We start from the raw sequence: 15,006 nt of genomic DNA, 5'->3' as shown, positions 1-15,006 counted from the left end.
GAGTGCCAGGAACGGACTTTGCTAATACCAAGGCGTGTTAATCAATAGAGAACAGGTCAATAGCACCTTCGCACCAGTCCTTTTAGTATCAATTTCAGTCATTAAGGTACTTAGTATTTCCGTCACAAAATCCGCAGCCAACCAGCCCACTCATTTCACTGACTGATGTAGAGCTTCCTCCACAGTAGCCGCAAGTACTGAGTGAATCATGAAAAACAAGGCAGTTCGTGCACAGATATCCACCTCCGAACTCACATACCGTCTCATAGCTGTCACAATCGGAACAGCTTGCTGGAAGACCCGAATAACTACTATCTTCTGGTTTGCCAACCCACTCATCTAGCAGATCGTATCGGGATGATGAGTAATTACAGTTACTGCAATTGAAATCCGTTTCACCGGTAGCGTTTAGGTCCTGCCTTCCCCCGCAACCAGGGCATGTAACTTCGACATAAGGATCAGCCCTGCAACCGCAGACTAAGCAATTTGTCTCGTGAAGAGTATTCCCGCTCTCCTCATTGATAGGAATGTCAACGGCAGCTTTTTTGCTGCAGGCACGACAGGTTGAGATCGTGCATCCCTGTTTTCTGAGATCATCGAGTGTGGGCTGGAGATAACGAAATTTTGCATCAGCATAGAACAATGAACTCCTGAGCATTCGGTCTTCATCTGATGCCAGCTTTGAGTTCAGAGGTTCTCCAAAAAGGTCGAACCACTGATCACGCATAAAACGGTTTAGCGCAAACCAAGCGTCAGCCTGTTCATCAAGGATTGTCTTCACTTGAGTGTCGGTGAAGTCGGAATGAAAAAAATGAACCACGCGGTTACGATGATCTTTAACTTTTTTGAATACAGCGATGGTTTCTTTCGGTAGGGGATTTTGAAGCACATCACCTAATCGCTGACAGGTTTCATCGTATGTAACCGACTGGAAATCACCGGCAAGGTATTTTGCTCGTTCAATTTTCCTCCCAGAGCACACCAGGCTCCAGTGTTCGTGTACCAGCGGCACTTTCAGCATGATCTCTACCGCTGTCCAGAAACTGACAATGGAAAATTTTGGCTTGGAGGCCTCCAGTTCTTCGCGTGCCTTATCCAGAAACTCCAGACCGTTGTTGATCAGTGCTTGAACATCTTTAGATAAAAATGATTCGTCATCGCGCTCAAAGCTGTATTTTTTATTTTTCATGGCTATATAACCTATCTTTATTCATCAGGCACGCATTGTAAGTATCCTGCTTAACCGGAGCACTCACCTTTAAAAATCTTCCAGCGGGATGATTATATCCTAGACCATCACCCATTTGACTAAGGATAGCGTTGCATCGACCCATTGAACTCACAGCTCAAAGCGGACTGTTTGGTTCTATAAATTTTAGGTGGCGTTGAGACGTTTAAAGTTTCACAATGCTACTTTACTCCATCCTTTGCCACGATCGTCATGATAACGATCGGTTTGTTGTTGCGTTTTATGACCAAGCAGCTTTTGTGTGTCTAACCCTTGTTCTTTGTACAGACGTTCAGATAAAGACCGTTGTTCATGGAATGTTGCGGGTGAGCCATCGCCCCAGTCAATTCCTGCCAAATCCCTCGCTTTACTGAAATTCATCGTCAATGTGTTGGATTTAACCTGTGCGCCACGTTCAGCCTGTGAAGTCGTACGGAAAAAATGTACAAGGTATGGACTGACTGCATAGTCACGGCAGCGAGCTACTACATCGCGTAAACTCCAGCTAATCGCGTTGAGACGAAGAGAAAGCGGGATGGCGATTTTGCTCCCGGTTTTTTCCTGAATGACGTGAAGATGCTCATCCCAAATATCGCTAAATTTCATACGCGATATATCACCTAATCGCTGGCCAGTAACCAGTGCTAACAGCATGGCATTTCCCATGTAACGATGACTGGCGTCTGCGATATCGAATATTTTTTGCCATTCTTCCAGGCTGAGGCGTTGACGGGTAATTTTCCGTCTGGGTTGCTTCGTCGCAAGAGCAGGGTTATACCCAGGCGGAACTTCGCCGTAATGCTGTGCTTCCTTAAACACATCGATCAATACAGATCTTACGACTTGGGCCATTCTAGGCTGTCCAGCGGAGATATACTCTTCAAGCAATTGCGCTATATCTCTGACATCAACGGCTGAGATCAACTTCATTCCTGCTCGTTCCCTGAGCAAGGATACTGGTTTGGCTTTCTGCTTATAGGTGTTGAGTCTTATATCACCACTTTTCAGCCTATCGTCCTGGATAGCTTGGTAACGGTCTAACCATGTAGATGTTGTGATCGCTTTTCCTTTGCTGGTTGCGATCCTGTCACTGATAGCCAGAATCTGCCGAGTTCTTTGCTCAGCCAGGCGTGTATTGGCTTCAGTGGCAATAGCGATGGCTTCAGCTTCGTTAGTTCCCAACGCATGAAATTTCCCTGTTACTGGATGCTTATACCGCCAATAGACTTTATTTACCTTTCTACTATAAAGCGGATATAAGTTAGGGACTGAAACATTATTCTTACGCGGTCTGGCTGCCATCACTCAAAATCCGTTGCAAAAGTAATGAGTCATTTTTCTTGATTACTGGCGTTACCAGCTCTCCAACTAACTCGGCATCCTCACGCACTCGCCATAACCGACCTTGTTTCATGGCCGGTGGGCAAAATAAATTCTGCTTAGCATAACGACGCAATGTGGACACGCTTGGAGGATTGCTTCTGTATTTTTCAGTAGCCCATTCTTCAAGAGTTAACATTTGTAGCATATGCGATCACCTTATTACTTCACTAACTGTTCAGTCTCTGCATACCGACCCTGCAAGGTCGGTTAGTTTCTCCACAAAACAGAGAAGAGCACCTGTGGCCACAACTATCAGGATGGATCGTTTTGTGAATTGATGAATTCCGAAAGTGAACAGGTTAATTAATCTTTGTTTGCTAGAGAGCCGGGTACAACATTTGACGGTTTTATTCCCGAGAGCGTACTCGTTCAGAAAATAGGCATAAAAAAACCAGCCGTAACAGGCTGGTGTATTAAGGCGTTTAGAGTGGTTCGAAAGGATGTGAATCTCCTCCCCTACATACCGGAGGCGGTAAACCTGGATTAATTTAGTTCTAAAAAAGTGCCATGCTTGACGATGTAGCATCAAAATTAACAATATAAGTTAGCATGGAGAACTAGAAATAACATCAAAATGAGAATCATTCAATGATGTTTGGTTGCGCCTCAAACCCAGTTGGTCGAAAGAAAGATAATCTTTTTTGATGAGAAACCAAATCTATCTTCACCATATGATGATAGTTTTTATTAATTTTTTCAGAATACAATGAATAAAAAAGGTTTTCTGTATTTAGTTCCACAATAATTCCAGATATATCTAGTTCATAACATTTAGATAATGCTTTTAACTTCGGTGATATCTTGCTCTCTTTGAATTTTTCGTTGTATGTAGGTTGAAAGTATCTTATTAACGCAGCTTCAATCATATTAATGGATTGGTTTTTGCTTGGAAGATTTCTTAACGCATTGTTAAACCTCTGATTATTCTCATCGTGATCAACAGTTATTCCAGATCTGCCATCTATGGACGAAAATATTCTTTCATGCTCAAAGGCATACATAAATAACATAATTTCTCTATCAGGATCGCTATAAGAAGTTTGTGCTAATATTTTTTGGAGTTTTGAATGGTTTCGTAAACGTTCAACCGCATTTCTACTACCATTGACACCTACTGCTTGACCAATATAAAGAACCTCGTAAGAGGACAGGTCTGAATAACAGCCATGTTTTTCTGAATAAAGGGTGGCAATTATAGATGCGGACACATATCTTACCTCTTCCCCTTCTTTATTAATACTAACGACTTCTCTAAAAGGATAATTACATTTCACATCGATTGCACCATCTTCTAGTATCCACTTGTATTCAAAGCTAAATCTTTTTTCTGCACCATTAATTCTGTATCCAATCTCTCCTGTGAGATAATTATTTTCATGATTAACTGTTCCGTCAATAAAATAAAAATTTGGCCTGGCGCATATAAAATATATATGGCATTTTGATAGTTGTTCTTCTTGAGTTGAATTCATTTGTCCATCAGACATTAGTTGCTGTGCGGTAACCATTGCTGAAAAACTATTCAGATATCCAATTGCATATTCATGTATAAATTTTCTTTCCATTTAATCTATCTCTTTTTTGCTAGTATTATTTTATTAAACTGCTAAGTCTTTAAATTTTATATCAGAAAACATCAAACATCAAACATCAAACATCAAACATCAAACATCAAACATCAAACATCAAACATCAAATAGTAAACAGCAATTATCATTAGCTATCTTAGTATGTACATTGATAACGATGATTGTAATAACTTTTTGTTTTCACAGCATGTTGAAAAATGTAAAGAGAAACAATCACGATGAGGTATGTTTTATCAAACAGCTTATACTGCTAGGTCAAACAGCAACACTACTAATCGGATGCCAACTGGAAGGAGGGCAGAGAAATATAAATGACATGGTTTGTATGCTGTCTTCGAGGTTTGATGGCATGATTGACCTTCGCTATACGCTACATGAAGAACTTCTTTAATAGTGCTTAACAAAAGAAGTGATTAAAGTATTTTCCAATAGGTTATTTTCTACTCTTGATGCTCAATGCTTCATTGACTGATCTACTAGCTGTGCTAGATGGCGGTAATATCCGTGCATGCAGATGTAATGTCGGTGCTCGAAAAACATTTCCAATTTCACTAAAGATAACAGCGTCGGTCGCTCTCGCTGCGATTTTTGTAGCAAAATCAATCTGACTAAGACAGTTGCTGTCTCCTATTAAACATCTATCTGAGTCCCTACCTAACTCACGTAAGATAGTTTGCTCAAGATATTCTGGATGGCGGTGGAGAAACTGGGCTTTATCCGGCTATTTTTTCGACGATTATGTAACATAACCTAGAATGTTTGTTGTCTGCTATTCCCTAATGTCAGATTTTAAGTGCTTTAAAAGCCACACCATTGATACTTACATTTTCAATTATCATATTAATTTTTATTAATAAAATTTATTATTTAAAATTCCTTTCTTGTGTAGTGGCTGATAGGTACTGGCAGTTGGTTTACTCTATAAAACGATTATCAAAACCAAAAAACATATGTTTATAATCAATAGGTTAGAGGGGATATTAAATCAAGTGTATTTACAAAGAATTGCTAATATTATGTTATTTATCAAGTTGTTGAATTTGAATTGTTTAACTACTGCTGCGCCACATGGGTTGGGTCGAAGCGGCTGACCTGATCGTTAAAGGTATGAGCGGTGCGATCAACGCGAAAACCGTAACCTATGACTTCGAACGTCTGATGGACGGCGCTAAGCTGCTGAAATGTTCTGAGTTTGGTGACGCGATCATCGAAAACATGTAATCCACATTCTGGGTTGTATGAGAACGGGAGCCGAGAGGTTCCCGTTTTTTTATACCTGCAAAATTCCTTCCCCAAAACTCTCGCCAAAACGTTTCCCCAAAACCAGGTTTGGCACTTATGTCAGCTTATCCGGTGCCAGGGGGGAAGAAACCGGACTGTTAGTTTAATTATCATTATATTAATGGATTGTTGTTCTCGACATCTTCCATGTATAAAAGTGTATCGTCGACAGAGTAGTAATACCGTTTGTTATCATTGACATCAGTAACCCATCGGAAAACGCCAGCACTAACAAGTGTTGTAATATATTCCCGAAATGTGGATTCCCCGGAAATATGTGCCTGGGCTGCTTTTTTTACTTGTTCAGGGTTCTTGGTTGTACTGACTTTTAATAAATCTCTTTTCCCTCTTATTAATATTACTTCATCATTCGCTGTAACAGCTCTGATGTTATCAGTAGCCAGGTAGTAAATATAATGAGCAATATTCTGGCGTTTAAGTTCAGAGTAAAACCACGAAAAATTATGTTCCTTTCTCACTTGCTCAAACATCTTTTCAAGAACAGTAACCTGATCCATCAGGGTTATAACCTATTGTTAGTTATGAGAGCGTGTAGTGTGCACGATCAGTTTTGTCGCTTCAATCTGGTCAGATCTCTTGGTGTGGTGCGGATAGCGAGGTCATGGGACGATTAAGGGTTCTCCCAGTAGGGGGGCCTTGCTACGGGGCGGGTGCGGCGCGTAGCAAGGCTGGTTTTTGCATTTTCATCGGCCATCACTGTTAGTATAATTTATTGATATTTAATGAGATAAATTTCATAGTGTCGAATATGTGCGCTTTGTTCATCACTGACGCCGTTTTTAAAAGGTGCTCGCAGGATGCAAGTTTTTTCCTCGGGTGAACTATGGATTGTGAACTAAAAAACTTACAACTAAATGTTAGCCAACTGGCCACATTGTCTGATGTGCATCGTCAGACCATTGCGGCGTGCATTAAAATGACCGGCACCGCTCATTGCGTGAATATTCAGTAGTAGGGGAGACAGCCACAGATGTGGCTGTCGTTTCCATCCCTGGTTAGAAGTTGATGCGGAAACCTACGCTACCGGTTACCGGAGACTCGATATTCTCTCCTTTCTGGTAGTTTGCCTCAGCCCACACCCCTGCGTTTGGTGTCAACTGGGCACTCACCCCGACACCGTATTTACCTGTCGTGCCTGAGATATCGTTGGTAAAGTCATAGCGGTTGTTGATCTGCACCTTGTTGTTGTCCGAAAACTCGTGGCTGACCGCAGCCTTGAGGTACGGTTTGACTGTTTTTCCGGCAACGTCAAGATTCATACCCAGATTCACACCGGTCTCGGCCTGCAAAGACTTGGTTGCCCCGATGCTGGCTTTCATGCCGTTATTCAGGCTGATATCCTTCTCATCTGCCCGGAACGCCGTTGTCCGCACGTATGGCTGCGCCCATGTATTCTCATTCAGGTTGAAGGTCTTACCAGCTTCGAGACTGCCGCCAAAACCATTCTGGCTGTAATCTCCCTTCACCGCCGAGCCGTCACTCATCCAGGTGCGCAGCTCATTACTAAAGCGGTTGAATTTGATAACCCCGTCCACGTAGTAGCCGTCATTATCAAACCAGGTTGCATACAAACCACCGCCTGTGCTGTCGATCGTACTTTTTCCACCACGGGCATGCTTAATGCTGTTGTCGGTGTAAGAGAAGAAAGCACCCACAGCTAAATGGCTGTCACCCAGCTCAAAGACCTTGTCGCCACCAGTTTCGAAACCGTTCTGGGTCAGAGAATAGCCCGAGCTGGCCCCGCCGCTGATGCGGTTATCTGACCCTGTATAACGGCCCCATACTCCTCCTGGTGCACGGGTGTTCTGCATCACGTCACCGTGACGGAAACGCAGATTCTACAGTTCGCTGTTGAAGACGTATGCCGGTGCTGTCGCCATGCTCAGTACCGCGTCGGCAGATTTTGTTGTGCGATGCGCAGGAGACGGCACACCTGCATCCGGGTTACCTGCATCCGGGGTGGTCGGCGGAGTAACCGGAGGTGGGGTGTCAGTCTTCAGATACCAGTTGGTATTCTCCTTGCTCAGGCTGTATTCCCAGGTACCAGCATCGACTTTCCCGCCTTTCAGGGTAAACGCGGCGTCACCGCCACCGGTCTGCACCACCTGAAGCGGCGCACCAGCGGATACTGGCTCCCGGCCGGTATTTTTGATATCCAGCACAAAGTTACCACTGGCGTTGCCCGCGACATTCAGCATATCTCCGGTATGCGACGCGATATCAGTGTTCATCCGGAATGTCCCGCTACCCGACAGGCTCCCGAGCGACAGCGAAACCGCCTGGAAGGCTGGTGTCAGACGCGTGGTTGTTGACGGACGGAAATCAACGGTCCCGTTATCCAGCGTTAATGCGCCGACAGTGGAGTCACCATCGAGATGCCAGACAGATGCACCTTTAATCGCCATATCACCTGCGCCGGTGCTGTCTCCTGCAACGTTCCCCGTCAGGATAGTCCCGTTATCCAGAGTCAGGGTGGTGCCTGATAGTGTCGTCACATTGGCTTTAGCCTGAAGGGCATCCATCGTCATGGCACCGCCACTCTTAAGGACAATCCCACCGTCCTGAGACAACAGACCGCTGAAACGGGTGCTTCCGCCTTCCTGTGTCAGGGTACCGGTCCCCGTCAGGGTACCTGCGAAGGCTGCAGCACTGTTGTTGAGGTAATACAGGTTGCCTTCGTTTGTGACTACGTCACCGACCAGCGTCCCTTTATCAGTCAGGGTGGTGGTGCCGTAGAGCACACCGCCGCTGCGAACATCCAGCGTCCCGTTGCTGTTGATGGTGGTACTAGTGGCACTACCGCCGCTGGAGACGAGCTGGACGCCGCCGTTGTTGATGGTAGTACTAGTGGCACTACCGCCGCTGGAGACGAACTGAACCCCGCCGCTGTTGATGATGGTACTAGTGGCGCTTCCGCCACTTCCGCTACTACTATCGATGGAAACATGCTGAACCCCACCGTTGTTAATAGAGGTGCCCGTGGCACTTCCGCCGTAGAGAAACTGCCTCCCACCGGAATTAATTGTAGCGTTAGTGGCACTGCCGCCGATATTGACAATCAGTTGCCCGCCGGAATTAATTGTAGCGTTAGTGGCACTGCCGCCGGTACTGACAGTCAGTTGCCCACCGGAATTAATTGTAGTGTTAGTGGCACTACCACCGTGGGAGACAATCTGACGCCCAGTATTGTTAAGCACGGTGTCCGTGGCAATGCCGCCGTCACGGACATACTGGCGACCACCGCTATTAACAGAAGTCGCCTTGGCGATGCCGCCACTGGAGACAAACTGTCGCGCTCCGTCGTTAACTGATGCGCTTGTGGCACTGCCACCACTGATTACATACTGGTCTCCTCCGCTGTTAATTATGGTGCCCATGGCACTGCCGCCGCTGAATACCGTCTGTCTCCCACGATTGTTAACAGTTGCATTCGTAGCACTACCACCACTGGAGACATGCTGGTGCCCACCGTTGTTGATGGTGGAACTAGTGGCACTACCGCCGCTAGAAACATGCTGAACCCCGCCGTTGTTAATGGTGGTACTCGTGGCACTGCCACCACTGGAGACATACTGCTTCCCACCGCTGTTAATGGTCGTTTTTTTTGCCGTGTCGCCTGCAGACAGGTGCATGGACTTGCGTGTTTCACCACTTCCAATTGTCTGATTGTCATAGGCTGCCGCCAGCACGGGCTGTGACGGCATAAGCAGGCCCGCAATAAGCCCTGCCAGCGCGGTACGCTTGATTTGACGAGGGCGTCGGCCCCCTTTACGGGTCAGTTCTGAAGTTACGACCCACGTTCCTGTGGATTCATTCCAGACAGTGTTATAGACCTTATTCATTGCTTACTCCTTTTTTCAGGGTGGCCTCAACACCCTGTTCAGTTAAAGAACGGTGAAGTTTATTGATGACGCCATTGACCTGGGCGCCGGTTATCAGTCGGGTACATTCAAATTGCCGGTCGGTGTTTTTATGTCTCGGGCACCACAGAAAATCGTGGTGGTCAAAATTCAGCGATGTATCGTCCCAGCATCCATAGCATCCATAGCAGCCATGGGGGTTAAATACCCGCCACGGGGTATAAAATTCGCTGTTCGGGAGGCTGAAGCCACTTATCAGCACCACCGGAATACGGGCAGCCCATGCCAGCCATGACAGGCCGCTTGGCAGGCCAATGAAGAAGCTGGCATGGCGCAGGAGGTTCACCCGTTCCTGAAGGGGGAGCTTGCCGGTAAAGTCTTCTGCTCCCCAGGGAATGTGATTCCAGACAAAGCCCTGGCCATAATGGGCGTCCCGGTCAATGCACAGCACCCGGTACCCCAGTGATTTCAGGTGAGCGACAACCTCACTCCAGCCGGTGCCGTTGTTCCAGTACTTCGCCTGACAGGTGGACTGTGTGGCGATACACACATAAGGCTCCTGGATAACCCGGGGTGCAGACAAGTCAAGTCGGACGGGGGCTTCACGCGGGTCAACGCCCAGAATGTAGCCTGCAGAACGATGGAAACCGACTTTGCGAAAATCCACGGGCTGATTATCTGTATCGCCACCAAAGTAGAGACCTATGCGGTAAGTTGCGTAAGGCGCTACCGTGCGTGGATTATCCGGCGTGGAAAACTGTATCTGCGGGTACTGAGGTGCCAGCAGGTCGATAATGTCCTGTGCCATCGTGCATTCCAGCTGGCACTTGTGCAGAGTCTGGAAGCGTTCGACATAAGGAAACCAGCCGAGCAGGTCGCCTAACGTCCCGGTGGGGAATGAAATCAGCACAGGCCGGTCTTTTAATTTCAGGGTTTCATCCAGCAGGGGAGTCTCTTCCCCCTGACGGAATACCTGAATGCGGAAGCGCACAAAATATTTCTTACTACTAGTCACCCACCCGTTATCTGCATCGCAGCAGAAAAGAATGTTATCGGAGTCGGCATCAAGCAAACGTACGTGCCATTTCCCTTCAGGAAGCAGAACACGAGCGCCATCATTAAAATCATAAAAGATATTTTCAGGTCCGGCCTGTGTTGGAATATCAGGCGGAGGGATAAAAATGTATTCTTCAGCGTTGACATATTCCCCACCTTAAAAAATATATAAGCGTTGAAAAGTACAGAAATTATTAAGTATTAGTTGCGGAAAGCTGACAAACGTATCCGCATACCTTATGCGCCCAGGATGTGTAATGATTTTAATATTGTCTACCGGTTACAAATTTGAGATGCTCTTAAAATTCACTGCATTACTCGAAAATATTGAATGGTTTCGCAGGGTATTCATTCGGTCATTTCGCTTTTTGACATCTTATAATAATTAAGTAGCGCATTAACAACCTGGATGACATGCTCAAATCTGCTGATGCATACCCCAAAGTAGCCATTGCTAACACCATGTTTATCGCAACAGTGAGATCTTGGGCGATTCAATACAAAATAATCGTGCAACGCCCTGATGATTTTATCGCTGCGGATGGGTGTCAGTTCGATCAGAAACCAGAACTCATCATCAGACATATTTCCTGAAGGAAGAATATGATTCTTTTTTTCCAGGAAAGAGCCCTGCTGAGGTTGCTGGCTATGTTCTTTTATGTATTCCACCTTCGTCTCCATTAAGCATTATCTAATTCATAACAAGGACTGTCATCATTAAAAACAATACCATCCGGGAGCGGTTGGAAGTATACCAAAGTGAATTTCAAGAAAAAACAAAAACTAGTAGTGTAAAAATCTGACATAATAAATAATAGCATATTTTTATGCTAATTAATGTTGGTTATTCAAAATATTTTTTTGCAAAAATGTATTTTATTGGAATTATTATCTTTTTTTAACAATGTTGAATTTGTTTTGTTTTTTGAAATTAGCAACATTTCAAATATGGCTTATCTATGAAAATGGTAAACAATGTGATTGTTTGTTGAGATATCATCAGATGCTTAATTTTCTCAAGGAACAATGTTGTGTTAAACTATATAGCGTTGTATTAACTATTTTCACAATTTAACAAAGAAATCTTCAGGGGATTACCAAACCGTGCAGGGTGATAAGTACGACAATTCCAACCACGTCACTGCTTTGACTAAACGTGTTTAATTGCTGATATGAATATATACTGACCTTCAGCGATGAAGATTACTCCCCAACGACAGAGTGTGGAGGTTTAAATAACTTCATAGGAACTGCGCCACTCCTGGAGTTAACAGGAGATGAATCTATGAGTTTTTTACGTCATCATTAGTAATTTAATGAAATAATGACTGCCCCACATGGGTTGGACTGAAGCGGCTGACCTGATCGTTAAAGGTATGGACGGCGCGATTAACGCCAAGACCGTAACCTATGACTTCGAACCTCTGATGGACGGCTCTAATCTGCTGAAATGTACAGAGTTTGGTGCCGCGATCATTGAAAATATGTAATCCAGATTCTGGGTTGTATGAGAACGGGAGCCGATGGGCTCCCGTTTTTTTATCTATGGAAGATCCCAAATAGGCTCTGTTTCTTAATCCTGCTATCTGATCAATAGACAGGACTAACCTGGAGGATATCTATTGCGGGCATGCTGATTTTTCAACGACGTGTATCAACGGACATTTCGCCATTCATACTGTTTACCCGTGGTATCCATGATGAAAATAGTTTTATCGTAATTCATTAACCAGGAACTCAGCGTATTGATTGGCGCACCCTGACGATGAATACCCAGCCACAACTCCGCAAGCGTATTAAGATCATCGGAAGACCACTGGGTACGATAATCCCCAGTGAGTTTAGTTTTTGCATCAACCAGTTGGCTGTACCAGATAAACATCGGAATATGCAGCGCCTCTTTTGGCGGTGTGACGCCACCGTGTGAATAAACGACTGCGCGCTTGGGGTCTCGGATCAGTGCATGATCGGAAAAATACATTACAGATGAGCGGGTATTTTGCAGTGCACTAAATATGTTGCCCATAAGTGTGTCAGTATAACGAATAGAGTTGTCGTAACAATCATCAGCCTGACTTTCCCCGGCTAATATAGTACTACTTTCAGGAAAACGCTCACAGGATGGTTCATGGCTGCCATAGAGATGCAGCACAATTAGTTTCTTACCGGACTTCTGTAAGGCATTTTGCAATAATGGCAGTAAGGCCTCATCATAGCCATGATCCACCCATTCTTGCTGATGGGCGTTCATGGCAATCCCGGTAATAATATTGTTATGCGCCCCCCCTTTTCCTTGACGACTATACCAATAAGTATCGTAACCAGCTTTGTTACTGATATTGATAACATTATCGCTATATTTTCGAGGATCGTGGGCGTTCACGGAATCCGCTGTCATTGCCATTGGGACAGCCATAATGGTCACCGGTGCCGGGGCAATCGCGTTTTGAAACAGCAAAAGCTGATGTTTTTGCTTGATGAGTTCAGGCGTTGTATCTCTTGGATAGCCATAGAGCCCCATATTTACCGCACGTGCAGACTCTCCAATAATAAGTACATAGTTTTCAATGCCGGTATCGGTTAAAGTAATTTTATAATCTGGTATATTGTTACCGATATCAGACATGATAGAGATATCCTGTATTGCCTGCATAAACACTTTGCCGGTACTGAGGGGAGTGGCAGACAGGACTCGTTGCATCAGGCTTTCAACATTACTTTTCCTTATTTGGTGTAGATATGCCTGGCCAACAAATGCAATGATGGTTATAGCAAGAAGAATAGGGGGATAGCGATGAAATCGATACGGTATCAGGTTTGCTCCAGTATTCGCCGCATATATAAAAAATGCTGCTAACGTGACAAACGAAAGACAATCGCGCCAGTATAACCCGAGCATCCCTTTGGCCTCACTCGGCGTAGTATCCAAAATACTTAGTGCGAAACCATAGCTAAATTCTGTTCTAAAGTTATGCCAAGCATATAATTGAATCGTAGTGTCCAATGCAACAGGGATCAAAATCACAACGGCCAGAGTATTTCTCAGTAAATTATGCTGTATGCATCGCAATGAAAACATGATCAATATAAATACTAGCGTCCGGTTGATTACCGCGTTATATTTCGCGGTTAAAATATTAACACCAAAAACTATTAGCACGGAAATAATGAGTGGGGAAACTTCAGATAGTCGCGAAACCTTTTCAGCTGTTTTAAGTCTAAGTTGGATGAACATAATTTATAATTAACTGATCCGATTTTTAAATTAGAGTAAAGCGTATGTAGCGAAATTGTCTCTAGCTTGTTCGCTCTTTTGTGTTTATTTATGCAACTGTGTACTGATGAATAAGTGATATGGCTACGACTCGTGTAGGCCTGCCTACGGCTGAGTACCCGTAACGTCAATGTAACTCGAATTATTTATTTTTTATTCTGCTTATCCCGTTAGTTATGAAACAGAACGCATGCCTCAACGCGTTAATCTAATCACTGGCTGGCATTCAGGCGTGCGGGCACAACCACATCACTCTGATGAAAGCATTCCGTTCCTGTAAGAAATAAGCTTGGCTGATTTAATACTATACAGTTTTTGGACTGGATCAGCTAACATCATATATATGTATAAATGGATATTCCCCAAGATCTTCCGGCCATGTTACTGCTCGGAGCCGGTTGATTGTGTCGCAGGGACGGTGAGTTTTTATTTGCCACGAAGCAACACTTTTAGGCGTAGCAATCTGCTTTTTAGATCTTTTTTACCGTACATTTTGAACAAATAAAACCATCTGTTTTTTCCAAGGTAGTTTAGCTTTGTCAACTCCGGGTTTAAGTAATGGCACATGATGAAAATCCCTTGATCATCATCAACTATTTTATTTCTAAGGGTCTTTATTTGGCAGCGGCGTACCAGTTTATAAAACGCTTGCCATTTTTCTTGTGTCGCAACGATGGCACCGCCAATAATATAAGAGCGATTATTGATCATGTGTTCAAAAACATGATCAATGGATTTGGGGTTTAGACCACGTTTAACTGTGAATAAATTTACTTTACGTTTATCAAATGGATAATTCCATAAGGATAAACCGTTTGTGACTTCCGGGTTACGGCAATAGCCGAAATCAATCCAGGCAACCATCTCATTGTTAACAAGATTCATCTCTAACGCTTTGTTTATGAAATAAGCTTTCAGGTTACACACCAGCACGTACTCAGCGGACCAATATTCAGGGTTTATTAGCTGGCGCGTTTCAAGTCTGTTTCTGAAAGCATCATCTTTTTGGATGTCGTGAATTTTTTGCCGAATTGCAGTGAACTTAGTGTTAATGTCAAAGGTAACAACTGTGGTTTTTTTACCCGCTCTAATTTTTTCAATTGCTGGTTTAAGGTCGTAAGAGGTAAAAATGATCATTTCGTTATCCAGAGTGGATAAGTTTTTAAAATAATCAATGTAAGTTTCAGGCGTTCTCTCTAAATGTGGCGAGAAACCTTTATTGGCTGTCCAGTTACCTCGTCCAATATCAAAAAATGCTGTAACGATAGTTATCGATGAATCCATTTCCGTCAACCTGCGTACTTTGTACTTATC

The 15,006-nt window shown here is 44.2% G+C and carries 9 protein-coding genes and 5 pseudogenes; 3 read left to right on the top strand and 11 right to left on the bottom strand.

Annotated features, from left to right (window positions below; all coding sequences use genetic code 11):
• Positions 1-94: 94 nt before the first annotated feature.
• The 5 genes and pseudogenes from AC3ITF_RS12470 to AC3ITF_RS12450 form a co-directional block, all read right to left on the bottom strand.
• Positions 95-1,189 (bottom strand): hsdR, encoded by a 1,095-nt coding sequence (locus AC3ITF_RS12470; protein ID WP_489175706.1) that lies wholly within the window; start codon positions 1,187-1,189, stop codon positions 95-97.
• A gap of 213 nt (positions 1,190-1,402) precedes the next feature.
• The gene (locus AC3ITF_RS12465; RefSeq protein WP_489175705.1) at positions 1,403-2,530 is read right to left on the bottom strand and encodes a site-specific integrase; all 1,128 of its coding nucleotides are present in this window, start codon (positions 2,528-2,530) and stop codon (positions 1,403-1,405) included.
• The gene (locus tag AC3ITF_RS12460; RefSeq protein ID WP_048216591.1) at positions 2,511-2,756 is read right to left on the bottom strand and encodes an excisionase; all 246 of its coding nucleotides are present in this window, start codon (positions 2,754-2,756) and stop codon (positions 2,511-2,513) included. Before AC3ITF_RS12460 ends, AC3ITF_RS12465 begins: the two co-directional genes overlap by 20 nt.
• Before the next feature lie 30 nt (positions 2,757-2,786).
• Positions 2,787-2,876, bottom strand: a pseudogene (locus AC3ITF_RS12455) (hypothetical protein); the annotation flags it as partial.
• A 316-nt stretch (positions 2,877-3,192) separates the two neighbouring features.
• The gene (locus AC3ITF_RS12450) at positions 3,193-4,176 is read right to left on the bottom strand and encodes a hypothetical protein (RefSeq protein ID WP_212023837.1); all 984 of its coding nucleotides are present in this window, start codon (positions 4,174-4,176) and stop codon (positions 3,193-3,195) included.
• A gap of 1,077 nt (positions 4,177-5,253) precedes the next feature.
• Between AC3ITF_RS12450 and AC3ITF_RS12445 the strand changes: the two are divergent.
• Positions 5,254-5,421 (top strand): annotated as a pseudogene (locus AC3ITF_RS12445) (NADP-dependent isocitrate dehydrogenase); the annotation flags it as partial.
• Between the two features lie 173 nt (positions 5,422-5,594).
• On the opposite strand, the gene AC3ITF_RS12440 reads toward AC3ITF_RS12445, so the two are convergent.
• Positions 5,595-5,999: a DUF1398 family protein gene (locus tag AC3ITF_RS12440; protein WP_137363078.1), complete on the bottom strand. Its 405-nt coding sequence runs from the start codon at positions 5,997-5,999 to the stop codon at positions 5,595-5,597.
• A 326-nt stretch (positions 6,000-6,325) separates the two neighbouring features.
• Between AC3ITF_RS12440 and AC3ITF_RS12435 the strand changes: the two are divergent.
• Positions 6,326-6,409, top strand: a pseudogene (locus tag AC3ITF_RS12435) (DUF1441 family protein); the annotation flags it as partial.
• 88 nt (positions 6,410-6,497) lie between these two features.
• Here AC3ITF_RS12435 and AC3ITF_RS12430 read toward each other — a convergent pair.
• From AC3ITF_RS12430 to AC3ITF_RS12420, 3 genes and pseudogenes are all read right to left on the bottom strand, one after another.
• A pseudogene (locus AC3ITF_RS12430) lies at positions 6,498-9,344 on the bottom strand (autotransporter outer membrane beta-barrel domain-containing protein).
• A complete protein-coding gene (locus AC3ITF_RS12425; RefSeq protein WP_489176443.1) occupies positions 9,337-10,545 on the bottom strand; it encodes an autotransporter strand-loop-strand O-heptosyltransferase in 1,209 nt (402 codons plus the stop codon). Before AC3ITF_RS12425 ends, AC3ITF_RS12430 begins: the two are co-directional and overlap by 8 nt.
• A 221-nt stretch (positions 10,546-10,766) precedes the next feature.
• Positions 10,767-11,087: an adhesin biosynthesis transcription regulatory family protein gene (locus tag AC3ITF_RS12420; protein ID WP_255432727.1), complete on the bottom strand. Its 321-nt coding sequence runs from the start codon at positions 11,085-11,087 to the stop codon at positions 10,767-10,769.
• Between the two features lie 659 nt (positions 11,088-11,746).
• Here AC3ITF_RS12420 and AC3ITF_RS12415 point away from each other — a divergent pair.
• A pseudogene (locus tag AC3ITF_RS12415) lies at positions 11,747-11,908 on the top strand (NADP-dependent isocitrate dehydrogenase); the annotation flags it as partial.
• A 164-nt stretch (positions 11,909-12,072) separates the two neighbouring features.
• Here AC3ITF_RS12415 and AC3ITF_RS12410 read toward each other — a convergent pair.
• The gene (locus AC3ITF_RS12410) at positions 12,073-13,653 is read right to left on the bottom strand and encodes a phosphoethanolamine transferase (RefSeq protein ID WP_146716721.1); all 1,581 of its coding nucleotides are present in this window, start codon (positions 13,651-13,653) and stop codon (positions 12,073-12,075) included.
• Between the two features lie 465 nt (positions 13,654-14,118).
• Positions 14,119-14,976 (bottom strand): protein YibB, encoded by an 858-nt coding sequence (gene yibB, locus AC3ITF_RS12405; RefSeq protein WP_135912173.1) that lies wholly within the window; start codon positions 14,974-14,976, stop codon positions 14,119-14,121.
• Positions 14,977-15,006 lie beyond the last annotated feature (30 nt).

It is taken from the genome of Citrobacter sp. KH_055_1 (assembly GCF_057838705.1).
This window is presented reverse-complemented; position numbering and strand designations above follow the sequence as displayed.

Excerpts from the sequence above, each read along its gene's own strand:
- AC3ITF_RS12450 (WP_212023837.1), bottom strand. The coding sequence starts at position 4,176 with ATGGAAAGAAAATTTATACATGAATATGCAATTGGATATCTGAATAGT.
- yibB (WP_135912173.1), bottom strand. The coding sequence starts at position 14,976 with ATGGATTCATCGATAACTATCGTTACAGCATTTTTTGATATTGGACGA.
- AC3ITF_RS12460 (WP_048216591.1), bottom strand. The coding sequence starts at position 2,756 with ATGCTACAAATGTTAACTCTTGAAGAATGGGCTACTGAAAAATACAGA.
- AC3ITF_RS12465 (WP_489175705.1), bottom strand. The coding sequence starts at position 2,530 with ATGGCAGCCAGACCGCGTAAGAATAATGTTTCAGTCCCTAACTTATAT.
- AC3ITF_RS12410 (WP_146716721.1), bottom strand. The coding sequence starts at position 13,653 with ATGTTCATCCAACTTAGACTTAAAACAGCTGAAAAGGTTTCGCGACTA.
- AC3ITF_RS12470 (WP_489175706.1), bottom strand. The coding sequence starts at position 1,189 with ATGAAAAATAAAAAATACAGCTTTGAGCGCGATGACGAATCATTTTTA.
- AC3ITF_RS12440 (WP_137363078.1), bottom strand. The coding sequence starts at position 5,999 with ATGGATCAGGTTACTGTTCTTGAAAAGATGTTTGAGCAAGTGAGAAAG.